At 73.8% G+C, this 19,315-nt stretch carries 20 protein-coding genes; 14 read left to right on the top strand and 6 right to left on the bottom strand.

Translation table 11 applies throughout. The features are described from left to right. Positions 1–29: 29 nt before the first annotated feature. Together ACGF5T_RS04185 and ACGF5T_RS04180 are read right to left on the bottom strand one after the other, a co-directional pair. A complete protein-coding gene (locus ACGF5T_RS04185; protein ID WP_366766432.1) occupies positions 30–1,334 on the bottom strand; it encodes a PH domain-containing protein in 1,305 nt (434 codons plus the stop codon). A 164-nt stretch (positions 1,335–1,498) separates the two neighbouring features. Then, positions 1,499–2,020, bottom strand: coding sequence for a PH domain-containing protein (locus ACGF5T_RS04180; RefSeq protein WP_356602107.1), 522 nt, complete (start codon positions 2,018–2,020; stop codon positions 1,499–1,501). Between the two features lie 31 nt (positions 2,021–2,051). On the opposite strand from ACGF5T_RS04180, the gene ACGF5T_RS04175 reads away from it, so the two are divergent. Then, positions 2,052–3,203: an NADH-quinone oxidoreductase subunit D gene (locus ACGF5T_RS04175; RefSeq protein ID WP_366766431.1), complete on the top strand. Its 1,152-nt coding sequence runs from the start codon at positions 2,052–2,054 to the stop codon at positions 3,201–3,203. On the opposite strand, the gene ACGF5T_RS04170 is transcribed toward ACGF5T_RS04175, so the two are convergent. Beyond that, on the bottom strand, positions 3,168–4,367 hold the full coding sequence (locus tag ACGF5T_RS04170; RefSeq protein WP_366766430.1) for an SAM-dependent methyltransferase: 1,200 nt from the start codon (positions 4,365–4,367) through the stop codon (positions 3,168–3,170). The two genes, ACGF5T_RS04175 and ACGF5T_RS04170, sit on opposite strands and share 36 nt — an antisense overlap. Positions 4,368–4,485: 118 nt before the next feature. On the opposite strand from ACGF5T_RS04170, the gene ACGF5T_RS04165 reads away from it, so the two are divergent. Then, on the top strand, positions 4,486–5,688 hold the full coding sequence (locus ACGF5T_RS04165) for a sensor histidine kinase (protein WP_356602101.1): 1,203 nt from the start codon (positions 4,486–4,488) through the stop codon (positions 5,686–5,688). A gap of 116 nt (positions 5,689–5,804) precedes the next feature. Further along, positions 5,805–6,479, top strand: coding sequence for a response regulator transcription factor (locus ACGF5T_RS04160; RefSeq protein WP_356602099.1), 675 nt, complete (start codon positions 5,805–5,807; stop codon positions 6,477–6,479). A 24-nt stretch (positions 6,480–6,503) separates the two neighbouring features. Here the strand turns inward: ACGF5T_RS04160 and ACGF5T_RS04155 are convergent, their stop codons facing one another. Next, positions 6,504–7,610 carry a DUF5937 family protein gene (locus ACGF5T_RS04155; RefSeq protein ID WP_361011764.1) on the bottom strand — a complete coding sequence of 369 codons (1,107 nt, stop codon included), beginning with the start codon at positions 7,608–7,610 and terminating at the stop codon, positions 6,504–6,506. 160 nt (positions 7,611–7,770) lie between these two features. On the opposite strand from ACGF5T_RS04155, the gene ACGF5T_RS04150 reads away from it, so the two are divergent. After that, the gene (locus ACGF5T_RS04150) at positions 7,771–7,947 is read left to right on the top strand and encodes a hypothetical protein (RefSeq protein ID WP_356602097.1); all 177 of its coding nucleotides are present in this window, start codon (positions 7,771–7,773) and stop codon (positions 7,945–7,947) included. 127 nt (positions 7,948–8,074) lie between these two features. Here ACGF5T_RS04150 and ACGF5T_RS04145 read toward each other — a convergent pair whose 3' ends face one another. Beyond that, positions 8,075–9,313 carry a beta-eliminating lyase-related protein gene (locus ACGF5T_RS04145; RefSeq protein ID WP_366766429.1) on the bottom strand — a complete coding sequence of 413 codons (1,239 nt, stop codon included), beginning with the start codon at positions 9,311–9,313 and terminating at the stop codon, positions 8,075–8,077. A gap of 212 nt (positions 9,314–9,525) precedes the next feature. Between ACGF5T_RS04145 and ACGF5T_RS04140 the strand changes: the two genes are divergently transcribed. The 10 genes from ACGF5T_RS04140 (at position 9,526) to ACGF5T_RS04095 (ending at position 18,212) form a co-directional block, all read left to right on the top strand. After that, the gene (locus tag ACGF5T_RS04140; RefSeq protein ID WP_366766428.1) at positions 9,526–10,689 is read left to right on the top strand and encodes a DUF2520 domain-containing protein; all 1,164 of its coding nucleotides are present in this window, start codon (positions 9,526–9,528) and stop codon (positions 10,687–10,689) included. Next, positions 10,686–11,699, top strand: a complete 1,014-nt coding sequence (gene panC / locus ACGF5T_RS04135; RefSeq protein WP_366766427.1) for a pantoate--beta-alanine ligase — start codon at positions 10,686–10,688, stop codon at positions 11,697–11,699. Before ACGF5T_RS04140 ends, panC begins: the two co-directional genes overlap by 4 nt. Continuing rightward, positions 11,696–13,429, top strand: a complete 1,734-nt coding sequence (locus tag ACGF5T_RS04130; RefSeq protein ID WP_361011755.1) for an L-aspartate oxidase — start codon at positions 11,696–11,698, stop codon at positions 13,427–13,429. The genes panC and ACGF5T_RS04130 overlap by 4 nt, the downstream gene beginning before the upstream one ends. A 5-nt stretch (positions 13,430–13,434) precedes the next feature. Next, a complete protein-coding gene (gene nadC, locus ACGF5T_RS04125) occupies positions 13,435–14,415 on the top strand; it encodes a carboxylating nicotinate-nucleotide diphosphorylase (RefSeq protein ID WP_366766522.1) in 981 nt (326 codons plus the stop codon). Positions 14,416–14,419: 4 nt separating this feature from the next. After that, on the top strand, positions 14,420–15,217 hold the full coding sequence (locus ACGF5T_RS04120) for a type III pantothenate kinase (protein ID WP_356602087.1): 798 nt from the start codon (positions 14,420–14,422) through the stop codon (positions 15,215–15,217). 514 nt (positions 15,218–15,731) lie between these two features. Next, positions 15,732–16,334, top strand: a complete 603-nt coding sequence (locus tag ACGF5T_RS04115; RefSeq protein WP_366768902.1) for a hypothetical protein — start codon at positions 15,732–15,734, stop codon at positions 16,332–16,334. Between the two features lie 23 nt (positions 16,335–16,357). After that, positions 16,358–16,537 carry a hypothetical protein gene (locus ACGF5T_RS04110; protein ID WP_356612626.1) on the top strand — a complete coding sequence of 60 codons (180 nt, stop codon included), beginning with the start codon at positions 16,358–16,360 and terminating at the stop codon, positions 16,535–16,537. Positions 16,538–16,693: 156 nt separating this feature from the next. Then, positions 16,694–17,092, top strand: a complete 399-nt coding sequence (locus ACGF5T_RS04105; protein WP_383650658.1) for a BlaI/MecI/CopY family transcriptional regulator — start codon at positions 16,694–16,696, stop codon at positions 17,090–17,092. A gap of 9 nt (positions 17,093–17,101) precedes the next feature. Continuing rightward, positions 17,102–17,611, top strand: a complete 510-nt coding sequence (locus tag ACGF5T_RS04100) for an amino-acid N-acetyltransferase (RefSeq protein ID WP_356612623.1) — start codon at positions 17,102–17,104, stop codon at positions 17,609–17,611. A gap of 265 nt (positions 17,612–17,876) precedes the next feature. Then, positions 17,877–18,212, top strand: a complete 336-nt coding sequence (locus ACGF5T_RS04095) for an Lsr2 family protein (RefSeq protein WP_356612621.1) — start codon at positions 17,877–17,879, stop codon at positions 18,210–18,212. Positions 18,213–18,286: 74 nt separating this feature from the next. Here ACGF5T_RS04095 and ACGF5T_RS04090 read toward each other — a convergent pair whose 3' ends face one another. Continuing rightward, the gene (locus ACGF5T_RS04090) at positions 18,287–18,955 is read right to left on the bottom strand and encodes an SCO3374 family protein (RefSeq protein ID WP_361011750.1); all 669 of its coding nucleotides are present in this window, start codon (positions 18,953–18,955) and stop codon (positions 18,287–18,289) included. Positions 18,956–19,315 lie beyond the last annotated feature (360 nt).

The raw sequence follows: 19,315 nt of genomic DNA, 5'->3' as shown, positions 1-19,315 counted from the left end.
GCGGCGGGTGGCCGGGGCGTCCGCCGCTCTCAGGCCATCCACCGGTCCGGCAGCGCGTCCCGCCGCCCGGTCCGGGAGCGTTCCGCCTGCGCGCGCAGCAGCTCCGCCGCCTCGTCCGCGTCCCGCAGCCGCGCGGTCACGGTCTTGTTGGCTCCCGTGTCCACCCGTACGCCGGCCAGCCGCAGCGCCCGCTGCCAGGGCCCCTGGGTGCGGCGCACGCTCTGCACCTTGGCGTGCGGCACCAGTGCCAGGGTGCGGCGCAGCAGCCCGTACCGGGCGGCGAAGACGGCGTCCGTGACGACGAGCCCGTAGCCGCGCCACCACAACGGCCGGCATCGCCCGGCGCGGCGCGGCGGCCGTGACAGCTCCCCGTAGGCCGGCACGGTCACCCCGGGCAGCACCCGTGCGACGACCGACTCCGCGATCTCCCGCGGAGCGACCGGCAGCAGCACCGAGTTCGACGACCCGGCCACGTCCAGCTCCACCCGCACCCACCCCCGGCGCCGCCACAGCAGCGGCTCCACGATCCGCACGGTCTGCACCCGGCCGGGCGGCACGGTCTCGTGCGTGCGGTCCAGCAGGCCGCGGTCGATGCGCAGGCCGTCCGGGGACTCGGCCACCGTCCAGTCGTACTCCCCGACGAACCGGCCCACGCTGCCCGCGCCCGCGGCGCCCAGCAGGGGCAGGGCGGTCGCCAGCACCGTCCACAGGTTGTGGGTGGCCAGCCACAGGAGCGTCGGTACGAGGACGGCGGCGATCAACTTGCCCCAGGTCGCGCCGGTCAGCAGCAGCGAGACGGCGAGCACCCGCGGCGGCACGCGCAGCATCTGCCGGGAAGGCGCCTCGCCGACCTCGTGCGCGGTCTCCGGGGCGAGGCCGGCCGCACGGGCGAGCAGCTCGGCCCGCAGCGCGCTCGCCTCGTCGGCGCCCAGGAAGGCCAGCTCGTCCTTCTTGCCGGTGCCTATGACGTCGAGTTTCAGTTTCGCGACCCCGGCGACGCGGGCGAGCAGCGGCTGGGTGACGTCGACGGCCTGGATACGTTCCAGGCGGATGTGGGCGGTGCGCCGGAACAGCAGGCCGGTCCGGATGCGCAGTTCGGTGTCGGTCACCGCGAAGTGGGTGAACCACCAGGTCAGGAAGCCGTACAGGGCGGCGGCCGGGATGAGGACGGCGAGGCCGATCAGCAGGTGTGTCGTCGTCAGCCGGGTGAGCTGGCGCTGCGCCTGGTCCGGATCGTGCACGGCCCACCCGACCAGCACGGCCACCGGCGCCCACGCCCGCCGCAACGGCGTGACGGGATGCAACCGCCGTTCGACGACACCGCCCGCGGCCACGCCGGTCCCGGCTTCGCTGTGGGGCGCGCCGGTCCCGGTCCCGGCTTCACCATCGGGCGCGCCGGTCCCGGTTCCGGCTTCGCTGTGGGGTGCGTCGGTCTCGGCCCCGGTGTCGGCTGCGAGGTCTTCCGTTCGCGGTCGGCCGTCCTCCGCCCCGTGCGTGGTCACAGCCCCGCCGATCGTGCTTCGCCCAGCTCGGTGAGCCGGTCGCGCAGACGCTCGGCCTCGGCCGGGTCGAGGCCGGGGATGGTCGCGTCGGTCGCGGCGGCAGCGGTGTGCAGTTGCACGCTGGCCAGGCCGAAGTACCGCTCGACCGGCCCGGAGGTGACCTCGACCAGTTGCATCCGCCCGTACGGGACGACGGTCTCCTCGCGCCACAGCACGCCCCGGCTGATCAGCAGGTCGTCCGCTCGCTCGGCGTAGCGCCAGGAGAGCCAGTTGCGCTCCAGCATCACCCAGCCCCAGGCCGCCACGGCCAGCGGGAGCACCGCCGACGTCGCCCAGACGGGGCCCAGGAACAGCCCGAGCAGGAGGCCCGCGGCGAGCGCGAGCAACCCCAGCCACACCACCAGCAACAGCCGCCGCATGCGCAACAGTCCCGGTGGCAGGCCGGTCCACACCGGCTCGTCCGGCGCCGCCCGTGTCGCTTCCGCCGTGCCCGTGTCGTCAGGGCTCCCCGTCTCCATGGAGCCAGCGTACGTAGGGGAGACTGGGCGCATGACTCCCAAGACGGAGACCATGGTCGGTATCGGCGGCGCCGCGGAGAGCACCGACATGGTGCTCAACATCGGGCCGCAGCACCCGTCCACGCACGGCGTGCTGCGACTCAAGCTGGTGCTGGACGGCGAGCGCATCACGAGCGCCGAGCCCGTGATCGGCTACATGCACCGCGGCGCGGAGAAGCTGTTCGAGGCCCGGGACTACCGTCAGATCATCGTGCTCGCCAACCGCCACGACTGGCTGTCGGCGTTCTCCAACGAGCTGGGCTTGGTCCTCGCCGTGGAGCGGATGCTCGGCATGGAGGTCCCCCCGCGCGCGGTGTGGCTGCGGACGCTGCTCGCGGAACTCAACCGCGTGCTCAACCACCTGATGTTCCTCGGGTCGTACCCGCTGGAACTGGGCGGTATCACCCCGGTCTTCTACGCCTTCCGGGAACGGGAGGTCCTCCAGAACGTGATGGAGGAGGTCTCCGGCGGGCGCATGCACTACATGTTCAACCGCGTCGGCGGCCTCAAGGAGGACCTGCCGGCCGGCTGGACCGGCCGCGCGCGCGGTGCCGTCGCCGCGGTGCGCTCGCGCATGGACGTCTTCGACGACCTGGTGCTGGGCAACGAGATCTTCCGGGGCCGCACCCGAGGGGTCGGCGCCCTCAGCCCCGAGGCCGTGCACGCCTACGGGGTCAGCGGGCCGATCGCGCGCGCCTCGGGCGTCGACTTCGACCTGCGCCGCGACGAGCCGTACCTCGCCTACGGCGAACTCCAGGACACCCTGAAGGTCGTCACCCGGACCGAGGGCGACTGCCTCGCCCGCTTCGAGTGCCTCCTGGAGCAGACGCACAACGCCCTCGACCTCGCCGACGCCTGCCTGGACCGCCTGGCCGAGCTGCCGCCCGGGCCGGTCAACCAACGGCTCCCCAAGGTGCTGAAGGCGCCCGAGGGCCACACGTACGCCTGGACCGAGAACCCGCTCGGCATCAACGGCTACTACCTGGTCAGCAAGGGCGAGAAGACCCCGTACCGGCTGAAGCTGCGCTCGGCCTCGTACAACAACATCCAGGCGCTCGCCGAGCTGCTGCCCGGGACGCTGGTCGCGGACATGGTGGCGATCCTCGGGTCACTCTTCTTCGTGGTCGGCGACATCGACAAGTAGCGCGGACGCGTCGACGGCCCCCACCGGCTGGAGCAGCCACATGAAGTCGCCCAGCCCGCCCGGCGCGGTCAGCTCGGCCGCCTGCGAGGCGCGCGCGAGGGCGCGTACGTACGCCGCCGGGTCGGTGGAGGCCAGCGCGAGCGGAGGGCGTGCGCCCGCGACGCCGAGGGCGCGCAGGGCCTCGCGCTGCGGGCGCAGGAGCGCACCGGAGGGCGTGCACTGCGGAACACACCTCTCGGCGTGCGGCGCCGCATCGTCATCGGCTCGGCGCGTCCCGGTACTGCCGGGTCGCCGCGTCCCGCGCCTGTCGGCGGGCCGCGTCCCGCACCCGTCGGCGTGCCGCGCCGGACCGCCTGCCGCCGCGCACGCGTCCAGGGCGACGTGCGCGGTGATGTCGCACGTCCCGTCGGGCACCGGCGCCGTCTCCCTGCCTTCCCGGAAACCGGTGAGCGACCCGCAAGGCGGGCGGGCGGCCGTGGTGTGGGCGTAGTCGGCGGCCACCGCGAGCCCTGCGTCGAGCGCCGCCACCGCGGACGCCCAGGCGGTGTCCCGGGGCAGGCCGATCTCGGCCCGCAGCCCCTGCGCCCCGGACAGCGGCCACCACCGCGCCAGCCACCGCGCCTCCGCCCCGCCCACCGGCTCCCCGAGCCGTTCGGTGCCGTCGTCCCGCACGAGCACCCGCCGCGCCACACCGGCGGAATCCACCTCGGCCACGTCCACGGGCACGTTGTCCAGCCACTCGTTGGCGAACAGCAGCCCCGTCACCCCGCCCGGCGGCTCGGCGAGCCACTCGATCCGGTGGTCCAGTCCCCGAGGGCGTCCGGCGACTTCGACGGCGTACGCGCGCGTGCGGGCGGCCACGTCGCCGGGCAGCGCGGCCAGCACCCCGGTGACCAGCTCGCCCCGCCCGGCCGCCAGGTCCACGAAGCCCAGCGACGCGGGCCGCCCGAGCGCCTCGTCGACCCGGCACAGCAGCCGCGCCACGGCCCCGGCGAACAGCGGCGACGCGTGCACCGACGTGCGGAAGTGCCCGGCCGGGCCCTCGGGCCGGACGCGGTAGAAGCCGGCCGGACCGTAGAGGGCCTCCTGCGTCGCTTCCCTCCAGCCCCGCCAGCGCTCATGCGCCTCTGAGGCCGCTCTGATCCCTGTTGTCCCTCGCGTCACAGGCCCAGGCTAGGCGCACAGGAGAGCGGGGCCTCCACCTTGCGGAGTATGCGCAGGGGGCGCGGATCGGCCCTCCGGTTGACCCCTGCACCTATCGCGCTTCCCTACGCTGGTTTACGTGCAGCGCCTCTACGATTTCCTCCGCCGACACCCGACCGGGGTCGACTGTTCCTGGGCTCTGGTCCTGTTCGCGATCTCCGTCGTGTCCGTGGACCCGGTGCGGGAGGCCCGGGGGACGGACGCCATGGCGCTGATCATCCCGTGCGTCCTGCTGCTGTGCGTCGTGATCGCGCTGCGCCGGCTCGTGCCGGAGAAGATGCTGCTGCTGGCCGCCGCGGTGGGCCTCGGCCAGGTCGCGCTCGACGTGTCGACGATGGCGGCCGACTTCGCCCTCCTGGTGATCGTCTACACGGTGGCCGTGACCGGCGCCCGCTGGGCCTCCAGGGCCGCCCTGACCATGGGGTTGTGCGCGGCGCCGGTCGCGCAGCTGCGCTGGCCCATGGAGGGCGTGAGCATAGGCAACAACGTCGCGATAACGGTCTTCCAGACGGTGCCCTTCGCGCTGGCCTGGGTGCTCGGTGACTCCCTCCGCACCCGCCGCGCCTACTTCGCGCAGCTGGAGGAGCGGGCCGCCCGGCTGGAGAAGGAGCGCGAGGCGCAGTCCAAGGTCGCGGTGGCCGCCGAGCGCGCCCGGATCGCGCGCGAGCTGCACGACGTCGTCGCGCACAACGTCTCCGTGATGGTCGTGCAGGCGGACGGCGCGGCCTACGTCATGGACGCCGCCCCCGACCAGGCGAGGAAGGCCCTGGAGACCATCTCCTCCACCGGCCGCCAGGCCCTCGCGGAGATGCGTCGCCTGCTCGGCGTGCTGCGCACCGGCGAGCACCAGGAGGCCGGCGAGTACGTCCCGCAGCCGGACGTCCGGCAGATCGAGGACCTCGTCGAGCAGTGCCGCAGCTCGGGGCTGCCGGTGGACTTCAAGGTGGAGGGGACCCCGCGCACCCTGCCCAGCGGGGTCGAGCTGACCGCGTACCGCATCGTGCAGGAGGCGCTCACCAACACCCGCAAGCACGGCGGCCCCAACGCGGGCGCGAGCGTGCGGCTGGTCTACTTCGACGACGGTCTCGGGCTGCTCGTCGAGGACGACGGCAAGGGCGCCCCCCACGAGCTGTACGAGGAGGGCGGCTTCGACGGCCAGGGGCACGGCCTGATCGGCATGCGGGAACGCGTCGGCATGGTCGGCGGCACCCTGGACGCGGGCCCGCGGCAGGGCGGAGGATTCCGCATCAGCGCGCTGCTGCCGCTGAAACCCGCACACTGACATCCCCGCCTGTACGCATGTACGGCGTTGACACCTGTCACAACCGGCCGGCGACCCGGCCCCAGAGACCGGCGCACCCGGCACGACCGGACGGCCGGAGAACGGAAGAGGCCCCGATGGCGATCCGCGTCATGCTCGTCGACGACCAGGTGCTGCTGCGCACCGGTTTCCGGATGGTGCTGGCGGCCCAGCCGGACATGGAGGTCGTCGCCGAGGCCGGGGACGGCGTCGAGGCTCTCCAGGTGCTGCGGTCGACCGCCGTGGACGTCGTCCTGATGGACGTCCGCATGCCCAAGCTCGACGGCGTCGAGACCACCAACCGGATCTGTGTGGACCCGGACGCGCCGAAGGTGCTGATCCTGACCACCTTCGACCTCGACGAGTATGCCTTCTCGGCGCTGAAGGCGGGCGCCTCCGGTTTCATGCTGAAGGACGTGCCGCCCGGCGAACTGCTCGCCGCGATCCGCTCCGTGCACAGCGGCGACGCGGTGGTCGCCCCCTCGACCACCCGCCGGCTGCTGGACCGGTTCGCCCCGATGCTGCCGACCACCGGGCAGGAGCCCCGGCACAAGGAACTGCAACGGCTCACCGGACGCGAGCGGGAGGTCATGGTGCTGGTCGCCCAGGGCCTGTCCAACGGCGAGATCGCGGCCCGGCTCGTGCTGTCCGAGGCGACCGTGAAGACGCACGTGGGCCGCATCCTGACCAAGCTCGGCCTGCGCGACCGGGTGCAGATCGTCGTCCTCGCCTACGAGACGGGGCTGGTCCGGGCCGGAGGCGGGCAGGGCTGACGGCCGGGCGGCCCCGGTCGCGGGTCAGCGGAGGATGCCCTCCAGGAAGTCGCTGCCCAGCCGGGCCACCACCGTCACGTCCAGCTGGTGCAGGACGTACCGCCCGCGGCGGCGGGTCGTGATGAGGCCCGCCTTCTTCAGCACCGCCAGGTGCCGGGATATCTCCGGGGCCGTCATGCCGTGCACCTGCGCCAGCTCGCTGGTGGTGTACGAACTGCGCGCCAGATAGCGGCAGATCCGCATCCGGACCGGGTGCGACAGCGCGGTCATCCGCAGGGTGAGCTGCTCCACCGACGGCGGGGAGGCCAGCTCCGGGGAGCCGACGGGGTAGTGCAGCGCCGGCTGCCAGTCGTAGCGGTGCAGGACGGACAGGTGGGGCCAGCCGAGGCTGGTGGGCACCAGCAGCAGGCCGCCGTCCCCGGTGGCCGTGACACCGTCCCCCAGCTTGTCGACCGTGATCCGCCCCGAGGACTCGTCCAGCTCCACCGCCGGGGACACGGCGGCCAGCGCCTCGGCCAGGCCCTTGCGCCGCAGGATCTCCGTCTTGTGCCGGGCGTCGGCCGCCAGCTGGTGGCGCAACCGGGACCAGGCCTCCGCGAAGAACGCCTCGTCGCAGTCCTGGGCGAACTGCCGCAGCCAGCCCCGGATGCGGGGCGGATCGACCAGCAGCCGCTCACTGAAGCGCAGCTGCTGCGGCCCCCGGGCGGCGGCCAGGTCCAGCGCCCGCCGGCGCACCCCGGCGTCCGTGAGCGCGGAGACCCCGCGGGTGCTGTAGGGCAGGGCGCAGGTGAACTCCAGCGCCGCGTCCACGAACTGCTCGTCGGACAGCTTGTCCAGCAGGTCCAGGTCCTCGGCGAGGGTGGCGCCGGGCAGGGTGCTGCGGCCCGGGACGCCCGCGAACGGCATGAAGAGGTCCGAGAACGTCGTCCGCCACAGGAAGTCGGCCTCGCACATCCGGTCGGCCAGAGGGGAGTCGAGCCCGGCGGTCACGCCCGTCGCCCAGCCCTGCAGGCCCGGGTGGTGCCCCGGCTCGGACAGCGCGTGCAGCGCCATGCCCAGCTCGGCCAGCGGGGAGGGCACGACGGCGACCCTCTCCGGCCGCAGCCCCGCGATGTCGATGCGCACGCTCATGTCCTCATGGTGCACCCCGCCACTGACAACACCGCCGTCGATTGACCGTCGCGGTCAATCGACGCGACCACCGCGCCCGTGGCGGCGCAGGCTGGACACCCACCGGGGCGGCCCGCGGCAGCCCGGCCTCCCCCCACGTCCCCCGGAGAAGGAGATCCGCATGAGCGTCACGCAGCAGTACCTCCTCGACCTTCATCGCGCCCGGCAACTGGGCGCACCCGCCCCGCCGGCGCCCGGCACCCATGACCGGCGGGTCGTGCGCGCCTGGCGCGACCGCCGCCGCTTCCGCGCGGTCCTCGCCGGCCGCCCGGTGCGGCCGACCCGCGGCGGGCAGTAGGCCGGTCGGAGCTGTCGGAGCTGTCGGAGCTGTCGGAGCCGGTCGGACCCGGTCGGGCTCGGTCGGAGCCGGTCGGCCGGTGGTCCTGAGCCGTCAGCGGGTCGGCGCCGGTGAGCCGCTGCGCGGGTCAGCCGGTCAGCCTGGCCGCGAAGTCGGCCACCGCGGCCTTCACGTCGTCGGCCGTCCACCGGAGGCCCTCCGCCTCCACCCCGACCTCGGTGACGGCGAGCCCCGGGCCGGGGGTCCGCCAGCCCCGGGAGAAGAGCAGGGTGCCGGTCTCCTCGCCCTGCCGGACCGCGGCCTCGCCGACGACTTCGGCCTCGTACGGCATCCAGACCTGGAACTCGTGGGTGTGCGGTACCTCGGGGTGCACCCGCGCCCACGGCAGCCCGGCCGCCGCGAAGCCCTCCCGCAGCGCGGCGGCCACCACGCGCGCGTGGGCCACGTACTCCGGCAGCCGGGGCAGCTCGCGCTCCAGGCCGGCCAGCGCCGACAGCACCGTGGCGAACTGCTGGAAGACCGCGCCGCCGTACCGGTGCCGCCATGCCCTGGCCTCCTCGACGAGGGTCCGGGGGCCGGCGAGGGCGGCGCCGCCGTAGCCCTTGAGGGACTTGTAGAACGAGACGTACACGCTGTCCGCGAGACCCGCGATCTCGGCCGCGGACCGGCCGAAGTGCACGGTGGACTCCCACAGCCGGGCACCGTCGAAGTGGACGACCGCGTCGCGCTCCCGCGCGGCGTCGACGACCTCGGTGAGCTCCTCCCAGGTGGGCAGCACGAAACCGGCCTCCCTGAGGGGCAGCTCCAGCATCAGCGCCCCGAAGGGTTCCTCGAAACCGCGCACCTCCTCGGCCGTCGGCATTCGCGGCTCACTGGTCAGCCGTACCGGGCGCAGCCCGCTGACCAGGCTGAAGGCGTTGCGCTCGTGCACCTCGGGGTGGCTGAGCCCGTGCAGGGCGACCACCGGGTCGCCGGTGCGCCCCGCCCAGCAGCGCAGCGCCACCTGCTGGGCCATGGTGCCGGTCGGGAAGAACGCGGCGGCCTCGGTGCCGAGCAGGGCGGCGGTCCTCTCCTCCAGGGCCTCCACGATGCCGTCGCCGTACATGTCGGAGGCCTCGTCGAGGTCGTACAGCTCGGCTGCCCCCTCCAGCAGCGCGAGCCGCTCGCGCAGGGTCGTACCGAAACCCGGTGCGGCGAGCACGCGCCGGGCACCGCGATGGGCGGCCACGCGCCGCTCCCGCAGACCGGGGCCGTGCGCGTGCGCCGCCTCCGCCCCGGCCGAGTCCGGCACCCCGGCCGGCCGCCCGGGCCGCCCCGCCCGCCCCGCGAGCCCGTCCCGCTCCGTCTGCTCCGCCGCATCGCTCATGCCGGGATCATGCCGCGCGGACGCCGACGGGGACACACCGGTTTTCCCACAGCTTCCGCCACGCCCGATCACGCGCGCGGGGAGGTGTGCCCCGCCGCCGCACGGAAACCCACAGCCTGTGGACAACCGGACGTGCCCCGAACCAATCGCGTTAACATGACGAGAAATCGTCCGGTACCCCGAGCGGACTGGAACGGGAAGGCCGCCGTCGCGTGAACACAACCCCACAGCCAGACCCCAAGGACCGCCCCGCGCGGCTCACGGTAGGCGTCGTCGGCGCCGGACGCGTGGGCCCCGCGCTGGCCGCGTCCCTCCAGCTCGCCGGGCACCGGCCGGTGGCCGTCTCCGGTGTCTCCGACGCGTCCAGACGGCGTGCCGCCGCTCTCCTCCCCGACGTGCCGCTCGTGCCGCCGGCGGAGGTCCTCCAGCGAGCCGAGCTGGTCCTGCTGACGGTCCCCGACGACGCCCTGCCGGACCTGGTGACCGGGCTCGCCGAGACGGGGGCGGTGCGGCCGGGTCAGCTGCTCGTGCACACCTCCGGGCGGTTCGGCGCCAGGATCCTCGACCCCGCGCTGCGCGCCGGCGCCCTGCCGCTGGCCCTGCACCCCGCGATGACCTTCACCGGCACGCCCGTGGACGTCCAACGCCTGGCCGGCTGCTCGTTCGGCGTCACCGCTCCCGAGGAGCTGCGTCTGGCCGCCGAGGCCCTGGTCATCGAGATGGGCGGCGAGCCGGAGTGGATCGCGGAGGAGAAGCGCCCGCTGTACCACGCCGCCCTCGCCCTCGGTGCCAACCACCTGGTCACCCTGGTCGCCCAGTCCATGGAGCTGCTGCGCACGGCCGGCGTCGAGGCCCCCGACCGGATGCTCGGCCCGCTGCTGGGCGCCGCTCTGGACAACGCCCTGCGCTCCGGGGACGCGGCCCTCACCGGCCCCGTCGCGCGCGGGGACGCGGGCACGGTCGCCGCGCACATCGCGGAGCTGCGCGTCCACGCCCCGCAGGCCGTGGCGGGCTACGTGGCGATGGCCCGCGCGACCGCCGACCGGGCCCTGGGCCACGGCCTGCTGAAGGCCGAACTCGCCGAGGACCTGCTCGGGGTCCTCGCCGACGGAACCGGCGCGGCAGGCACCCCCACGAGCACCGAAGGCGCCCCCGGCCCCGCGGGCACGGCCCGCACCGGCGACACGGCGAGCCCTGAAGGCCCGGCAGGCACCCAGGACACAGCGAACACCGACGACCGCGACGGTCCGAACGGTCCGAACGGGCCGGAAGGAACAGAAGGTCCGGACGGAACAGACGGACCGGACGGAACAGACGGACCGGACGGAACGGACGGCCCCGGCCCCGGCACCGGCCCCGAGGGAGACGCCCGATGACCACCACCCCGCCCGTCCTGCTGCGCACCGCCGACGAGCTCCACGCGCGCGTGCGGCGCGGCCGCCGGGCCGTCGTGATGACCATGGGCGCCCTGCACGAGGGCCACGCCACCCTGGTCCGCGCGGCACGCGACCTCGCGGGCCGCGACGGCGAGGTCGTCGTCACCGTCTTCGTCAACCCGCTCCAGTTCGGCGCGGGCGAGGACCTCGACCGGTACCCGCGCACCCTGGACGCCGACCTGGAGATCGCCGGACAGGCGGGCGCGGACGTCGTCTTCGCCCCCTCCGTGGACGAGGTCTACCCGGGCGGCGAGCCCGAGGTGCGCGTCACGGCGGGCCCCATGGGCGAGCGCCTGGAGGGTGCCTCCCGCCCCGGCCACTTCGACGGCATGCTCACCGTCGTCGCCAAGCTGCTCCACCTCACCCGCCCGGACCTCGCCCTCTACGGTCAGAAGGACGCCCAGCAGCTGGCCCTGATCCGCCGGATGGTCCGCGACCTGAACTTCGGCGTGGACATCGTCGGCGTCCCCACCGTGCGCGAGGAGGACGGCCTGGCCCTGTCGAGCCGCAACCGCTACCTCACGCCCCAAGACCGGCGCACGGCCCTCGCCCTCTCCCAGGCCCTGTTCGCCGGCCTGGACCGGCACGCCGCCCAGGAGGCGCTGCGCGCGCGGGCCCGTGAGGTACCCGCCACGCAGGCGCGCGCCGAGGCGCTCAGCGCCCTGGGCGAGTCCCGCGCGGCGGCCGACGCGCACGCCGTCGCCACCTCGGCCCCGAAGAGCGCCCCGGCGAGTGCCACGGCCGTCCGCGCCGCCGCCCGCCTGGTCCTGGACGAGGCCGCCCGTCTCGACCCGCCGCTGGAGCTGGACTACCTCGCCCTGGTCGACCCCTCCGACTTCACGGAGATCGGCGACGACCACACCGGCGAGGCCGTCCTCGCGGTCGCCGCCCGGGTCGGCGCGACCCGGCTGATCGACAACGTCCCCCTCACGTTCGGAGCCGCCTCGTGACCAGCACAGGCATACGACTGCACGCCCCCGCGCCCGGCTGGGCCATCGCCGCGGACGTGGTGGTCGTCGGCTCCGGCGTCGCCGGACTCACCGCGGCCCTGCGCTGCGAGGCCGCGGGCCTGCGGACGGTCGTCGTCACCAAGGCCCGCCTCGACGACGGTTCCACGCGCTGGGCGCAGGGCGGCATCGCCGCGGCCCTCGGCGAGGGCGACACCCCCGAGCAGCACCTGGACGACACCCTGGTGGCCGGCGCGGGCCTCTGCGACGAGCAGGCGGTCCGCACCCTGGTCACCGAGGGCCCGGACGCCGTACGCCGCCTCATCGCCACCGGCGCGCACTTCGACGAGTCCACCGAGGGCGGCCTGGCCCTCACCCGGGAGGGCGGCCACCACCGCCGCCGCATCGCCCACGCCGGCGGCGACGCCACGGGCGCGGAGATCTCCCGCGCCCTGGTCGAGGCGGTACGCGCGCGAGGGATGCGCACGATCGAGAACGCCCTCGTCCTGGACCTCCTCACGGACGCCGACGGCCGGACCGCCGGCGTCACCCTGCACGTCATGGGCGAGGGCCAGCACGACGGCGTCGGGGCGGTCCACGCCCCCGCGGTGGTCCTCGCCACCGGCGGCATGGGCCAGGTCTTCTCGGCGACGACGAACCCGTCCGTCTCCACGGGCGACGGCGTCGCGCTCGCCCTGCGCGCGGGCGCGGAGGTGAGCGACCTCGAGTTCGTCCAGTTCCACCCCACGGTCCTCTTCCTCGGCCCGGACGCCGAGGGCCAGCAGCCCTTGGTGTCGGAGGCGGTACGGGGCGAGGGCGCCCACCTGGTGGACGCGGACGGCGTGCGCTTCATGGTGGGACAGCACGAGCTGGCCGAGCTGGCCCCCCGCGACATCGTCGCCAAGGGCATCACGCGCCGCATGCAGGAGCGGGGCACCGAGCACATGTACCTGGACGCCCGCCACTTCGGGGCGGCGATGTGGGAGCGCCGTTTCCCGACGATCCTCGCCGCCTGCCGCGCCCACGGCATCGACCCGGTCACCGAGCCCGTCCCGGTCGCGCCCGCCGCCCACTACGCCTCCGGCGGCGTCCGCACCGACGCCCACGGCCGCACGACCGTCCCGGGCCTGTACGCCTGCGGCGAGGTCGCCTGCACCGGCGTGCACGGCGCCAACCGCCTGGCCTCCAACTCCCTCCTGGAGGGCCTGGTCTACGCCGAACGCATCGCCGCCGACATCGCGGCGAGCCACACGGCCGACGTCCTCCACGCGCCCGTGCCCGCGCCGCTCCCGCAGCGGGCGCACCCCGCGCACCCCCTCCTCCCGCCCGAAGCCCGCCTCACCGTCCAGCGGATCATGACCGCGGGCGCGGGCGTCCTGCGCTCGGCCGACTCCCTCGCGCGCGCGGCCGACCAGCTGCACGACCTGCACACCGAGGCCCGCGAAGCCCTGTACGAGAACGGCAAGACGTCCGAGCCGGGCGTCGACACCTGGGAGGCCACCAACCTCCTGTGCGTGGCCCGCGTCCTGGTGGCCGCCGCGCGGCGACGCGAGGAGACCCGCGGCTGCCACTGGCGCGAGGACCACGCGGACCGCGACGACACGACCTGGCGCCGCCACATCGTCGTACGCCTGAACCCGGACCGGACCCTCGCCGTGCACACCACGGAGACCGCAGACTTCCCCCCGACCACCCACAGCCCCCAGTGCCCGCAGCGTCCTCAGGAGCAGTGACAGCAGTGAACACCCCCGACCTTCCCCTCGCTTCCGGCGGAGGCTGCGGCGACGGCTGCGCCTGCGGCGCGGACACCGACGAAGAGACCTTCATGGAGTGCGGCCTCGATCCCGCACTCGCGGCCCTCCTCCTCGACTCGGGTCTCGACCCGGTGGAGGTCGAGGACGTGGCGAACATCGCCGTCCAGGAGGACCTGGCGGGCGGCGTCGACGTGACGACGGTCGCGACCATCCCCGAGGAAGCCGTGGCCACCGCCGACTTCACCGCGCGGGAGGCCGGCGTCGTGGCGGGCCTCCGGGTCGCCGAGGCGGTCCTCTCGGTGGTCTGCACGGACGAGTTCGAGGTGGAGCGCCACCTGGAGGACGGCGACCGCGTCGAAGCCGGCCAGAAGCTCCTCTCGGTCACCACCCGCACCCGCGACATCCTCACCGCCGAACGCAGCGCGCTGAACCTCCTGTGCCGCCTGTCGGGCATCGCGACGGCCACGCGCGCGTGGGCGGACGTCCTGGAGGGCACCAAGGCCAGGGTCCGGGACACCCGCAAGACCACCCCGGGCCTGCGCAGCCTCGAGAAGTTCGCGGTCCGCTGCGGCGGCGGCGTCAACCACCGCATGTCCCTCTCGGACGCGGCCCTGGTCAAGGACAACCACGTGGTGGCCGCGGGCGGCGTCGCACAGGCCTTCCAGGCGGTGCGCGAGCGTTTCCCCGACCTCCCCATCGAGGTCGAGGTCGACACCCTGCACCAGCTCCGCGACGTCGTGGACGCGGGCGCCGACCTCATCCTCCTGGACAACTTCACCCCGGACGAGTGCGAGGAGGCCGTCGCCCTGGTCGCCGGCCGCGCCGCCCTGGAGGCCTCGGGCCGCCTCACCCTCGCCAACGCCAAGGCGTACGCGGCCACGGGAGTCGACTACCTGGCCGTGGGCGCCCTCACCCACAGCTCCCCGATCCTGGACATCGGCCTGGACCTGCGAGCGGCGGAGTAGAGCCATGCTGCTGACGATCGACGTAGGCAACACCCACACCGTCCTCGGCCTCTTCGACGGCGAGGACATCGTCGAGCACTGGCGCATCTCGACGGACCCGCGCCGCACGGCCGACGAACTGGCCGTCCTCCTCCAGGGCCTGATGGGCATGCACCCGCTCCTCGGCGACGAACTGGGCGACGGCATCGACGGCATCGCCATCTGCGCGACGGTCCCCTCGGTCCTGCACGAACTCCGCGAGGTCACCCGCCGCTACTACGGCGACGTCCCCGCGGTCCTCGTCGAACCGGGCGTCAAGACGGGCGTCCCGATCCTCACCGACCACCCCAAGGAGGTCGGCGCCGACCGCATCATCAACGCGGTCGCGGCCGTCGAGCTCTACGGCGGCCCGGCGATCGTCGTCGACTTCGGCACGGCGACGACCTTCGACGCCGTCAGCGCGCGGGGCGAGTACATCGGCGGCGTCATCGCCCCCGGCATCGAGATCTCGGTGGAGGCACTCGGCGTCAAGGGCGCCCAGCTCCGCAAGATCGAGGTGGCCCGCCCCCGCAGCGTGATCGGCAAGAACACGGTCGAGGCCATGCAGTCCGGCATCGTCTACGGCTTCGCCGGCCAGGTCGACGGCGTCGTGAACCGCATGGCCCGCGAACTGGCCACCGACCCCGACGACGTCACGGTCATCGCGACGGGCGGGCTCGCGCCGATGGTCCTGGGCGAGTCCTCGGTCATCGACGAACACGAGCCGTGGCTGACCCTGATGGGCCTCCGCCTGGTCTACGAACGAAACGTCTCCCGCATGTAGCCCCCGCACCACGCCCGACCCGCAACCACCGGCGCCCAGCAACCACCGCCTGCGCGCCGGTGGCCCCACCCAGCCCCGTACGACGAGCAGGAACGGGCCACGGGAGCGAGGACCCGCACCCGCGCACGACGGGAAGAGGCGAGCCGGGGGCGAGGACCCGCACCCGCGGACGGCGAGAAGGGGCCGGGCCGGGGGGTGTCCGCCCGCAGCGGTTGGCGCGTCAACGAACGGCACCCCGTTCCCCGACCGATTCCGCGCCGTTCCGAGGACGGACACCCCCCGGCCCGGCCCCGACCCCCCACCCGCGCACCGCGCACCCCCACCGAACCCGCACAGCCCGCCGCAGGCCCTCGCACCGAACCCGCACAGCCTGCCGCAGGCCCCCGCACCGAACCCCCCACAGCCCGCCGCAGGCACCCCGCACCACCGCCGGAGGCCCCCGCATCCGAGTGGCCCCCCACGCCACACCCATCCCCTATGCCGAGTTTGTCTGATTAGCGCGTATCGTCGCCGCATGCCCACGCCCTACGGATCCCGCGGCGGTATGGCGTTCGGTGCCCAGGAGCTGCGTGTGCTCCGGCGCGCCCTCGCCCTCGCCCTGAACCCCAGCCCCGTCACGGCGGAGGAGGCCCAGGACTGCCTCCGCCTCGCAGAGTCGCTCGACGAGGCGATGCGGGAGAGCGCCCGGCTGCGCGCCTTCCTGGTGGCCGACCTCGCCCGGTACCGCGCCGCCCTCCCCGGCACCGCCACCGGTTACCTCACGCTCCTGGACGAGGCGCTGGGCGCCGGTCACCGCCCGAACGCGGACGACCTCGCCGCCCTGGGAGCCCTGCGCGGTAACGCCACCGCGGCCGCCCTGCTCGACCGCTGCAGACCCCCACGCCCCAGGGCAGGCACGGCGGCCCCCGCGACCACCGTCGTCCTCCCCGCCGCGCGCACCCGCCTCCACGCCCTCCCCGGCGGCCAGCAGCCCGAGAAGAAGCCCGCACAGAAGCCGGCCCCCCGCCCAGCTCCGGCCACGCCGAAACGCCCCGTCCCCACCCCCGGCGAGGTCTTCCCCCGCCGCAAGCCGGCCCCTCCCGCCCCCGCCTCCCGGCACCACCTCGCCGCCGGCTGACCGGGCCTGGCTACCCTGGGGTCATGGACTACGTCTCCGCGCTCCTGCCCCCGGCCGTGATGGCCGTGTTCTTCATCGGCGTGATCAGGGTGATCGTGAAGACCCAGGGCGGCGCCAACAAGGCCAAGGAGGACGCGGCCGTGGACGCCGCCCTCGCGCGAGCGGAGGGCGCCCGCCAGCCGTCCGCCCGCTCCGAGGCCTGACCTCCGGCTCCCTCCCCCCCCCACGTCGGACACCGGCGTACGGCCCCCGCTCCACGGCGGGCCGTACGCCCTTTTTGTGCTCGTTTGACGGCGAAACCGCACGTCCGCCACGCCATCGCCGGGTTCTCCCACTATCGTCGAGGTGTGCCTCGCCCATTGGGAGAACTCGAAGACGCGGTCATGACGAGGGTGTGGAAGTGGAACCGCCCCGTGACCGTTCGAGAAGTCCTGGAAGACCTGCAACAGGAACGGTCCATCGCGTACACCACGGTGATGACCGTTTTGGACAATCTCCATCAGAAGGGCTGGGTGCGACGAGAGTCGGAAGGCCGGGCCTATCGATATGAGGCGGTCTCCACCCGCGCCGCCTACGCCGCCGCGCTGATGAACGACGCGTGGTCGCAGAGCGACAACCCCACGGCCGCCCTCATCGCCTTCTTCGGCATGATGAGCGAGGAACAGCGCCAGGCTCTCGGAGACGCCATCCGCATCGTGAGGGGACCGGAAACCCCCGCACCCAACCCCGGCTCCGTACCGGACGTGGGCGAGCGATAGCGTCCCCACATGTCAAAAGCCATCAGCGTCCGACGGGCCCGCACCAGCGATGTCCCGGACGTGCGCCGGCTCCTCGACGCGTACGTCCGTGACCGCATCCTGCTCGACAAAGCGATGGTGACGCTTTACGAGAGCATCCAGGAGTTCTGGGTCGCGGAACGGGACGACAACGCCGAGGTGGTCGGCTGCGGCGCCCTGCACGTGATGTGGGAAGACCTCGCGGAAGTACGGACTCTCGCGGTCAAGCCCGGCCTGAAGGGCGTCGGCGTCGGGCACCGGTTGCTGGAGAAGTTGCTGGACACGGCTCGCTGGCTCGGTGTTCGGCGCGTTTTCTGCCTCACCTTCGAAGTGGACTTCTTCGCCAAGCACGGGTTCGTGGAGATCGGGGAGACTCCCGTCGACACCGATGTCTACGCGGAGCTGCTGCGTTCCTATGACGAGGGTGTCGCGGAGTTCCTCGGTCTCGAACGAGTGAAACCGAACACCTTGGGCAACAGCCGGATGCTTCTGCATCTGTGATCATCGGGCATCGATGCCATCCGCAGCACTTCGCCAGGTTTATTCCACCGACAGGCCGTGCGCGGGTTGGCTCGGGTTCCCTATGTCCGAAACGCGTATCTTTCCGGCCCGGGAGCGGGCTACCGGTCTCCGTCGGGGGTTTGTGTTTTTCCGGCAAAAGCGGTTTGCTTTCCGACGTACTGCAGTACTGCATATAACAAGGGTTGGCGATACGGCGGACGCCGACGGACCTCCGGCCCTCAGGTTATCGATGAAAGGAAATCCGGTGGCACAGAAGGTTCAGGTCCTTCTTGTCGACGACCTCGACGGTGGCGAGGCAGACGAGACCGTGACGTTCGCGTTGGACGGCAAGACGTACGAGATCGACCTCACCACCTCCAATGCGGACAAGCTCCGTGGGCTTCTCGACCCGTACGTGAAGGGTGGTCGTCGCACCGGGGGCCGCGCCTCGGGCGGTCGCGGCAAGGCGCGTACCTCCTCCGGTGGCAGCCAGGACACCGCGGCGATCCGCGCCTGGGCCAAGGAGAACGGCTACGACGTCAACGACCGCGGTCGTGTCCCCGCGATGATTCGCGAGGCGTACGAGAAGGCCAACGGCTGATCACCCGCCCCGCACCACGGGCCCAGCAGTCGGCCCGGCCCGCACCCCGGGCTCAGCCGCCGGCCCGGAGGCCGTCAGCGCGGCGCCCGCGAGGGACGCGCGAACCGGGAAGGCCGGGCGAGTCCGATCCGGTGGCACTGGGTCGCCAGGGTGTGGACCAGCCGTGCGAGATCGGGGGCGGTTCCCGTGCCCCCCATGGCCGACAGCGTCGGCAGCGAGGCCTCGACCTCGCACCCCGGTTCCGGGGGCCGCAGCCACACGGCGGCCCCCCGCAGGCCCTCGCGCTCCGGGGGACGCGGCGGCGGACCGGCCGCGCCGCATCCGGCGGGCAGCGGCGCGTCCAGGAGGCCGCCGGCGCCGACCGCCGTGAGGTCGAGCGGCAGCGAGCCCCACTCCAGCCACTCCAGCAGCCCCGGCATCTCCTCCGTGCTGCCCGCCGCCACGAGCAGCAGCATCCGCTCGCCGTGAACGGCCACGGGGAAACCCGGCCCGTGCGCGGCCGGGCCGAAGCGCTCCAGAGCCGCGTGGCCGGCCTCGGCGGGGACCTCCAGGACGTCGAAGCGGACACCGGTACGGAGCCGCACCGGGGACCCCGGCGCCGTCGGCCAGCCGAGCGCGCACTCGTACCACCGCCGCACGGGCTCCGGCGCGCCGCCCGCCTCGAGCGGTCGGCGGGGGAACGGCACCGTGGGGGCCGGAGCGGCCGGAAAGGCCGGAGGGACCGGGAGGGGGGCGCCAACCATGCCAAGTGCAACGGTCGAAACGGCGTCCGGGTTACGCTGGGTGGTGCTGCGGACGCGTTCCGTGCTGAACGTGGGGGCGTGCGGGGGCGCGGGGAGGCACAAGGTTGTTCGCCCGTAGCGGAGGGAACCGGTGCGCGCCGCATGGAGTGTCCGTCCCAGCGGGTAAGACATCCCTAGTGGGAGGGGGCGACACGCGGATTGGGCCGTCTCACGTTCGCCATCGGCGTACTGGCGACTGGGGTAAGTGCCTGGCCTGCGGGAACATCGTCTCGCACCATCGGGTTGTGGCAGATGTCGGCGTCAGGGGTCAGGAGGCCATCGACGGTGTCGGCAGTTGGAATGAGCGGTCCCCGCTTGCGG

Source organism: Streptomyces sp. NPDC047853 (assembly GCF_043204535.1).
In the GTDB taxonomy this organism is placed as follows: Bacteria; Actinomycetota; Actinomycetes; order Streptomycetales; family Streptomycetaceae; genus Streptomyces.
The sequence above is the reverse complement of the archived record's forward strand: the minus strand, read 5'-3'. Positions and strand labels throughout refer to the sequence as shown.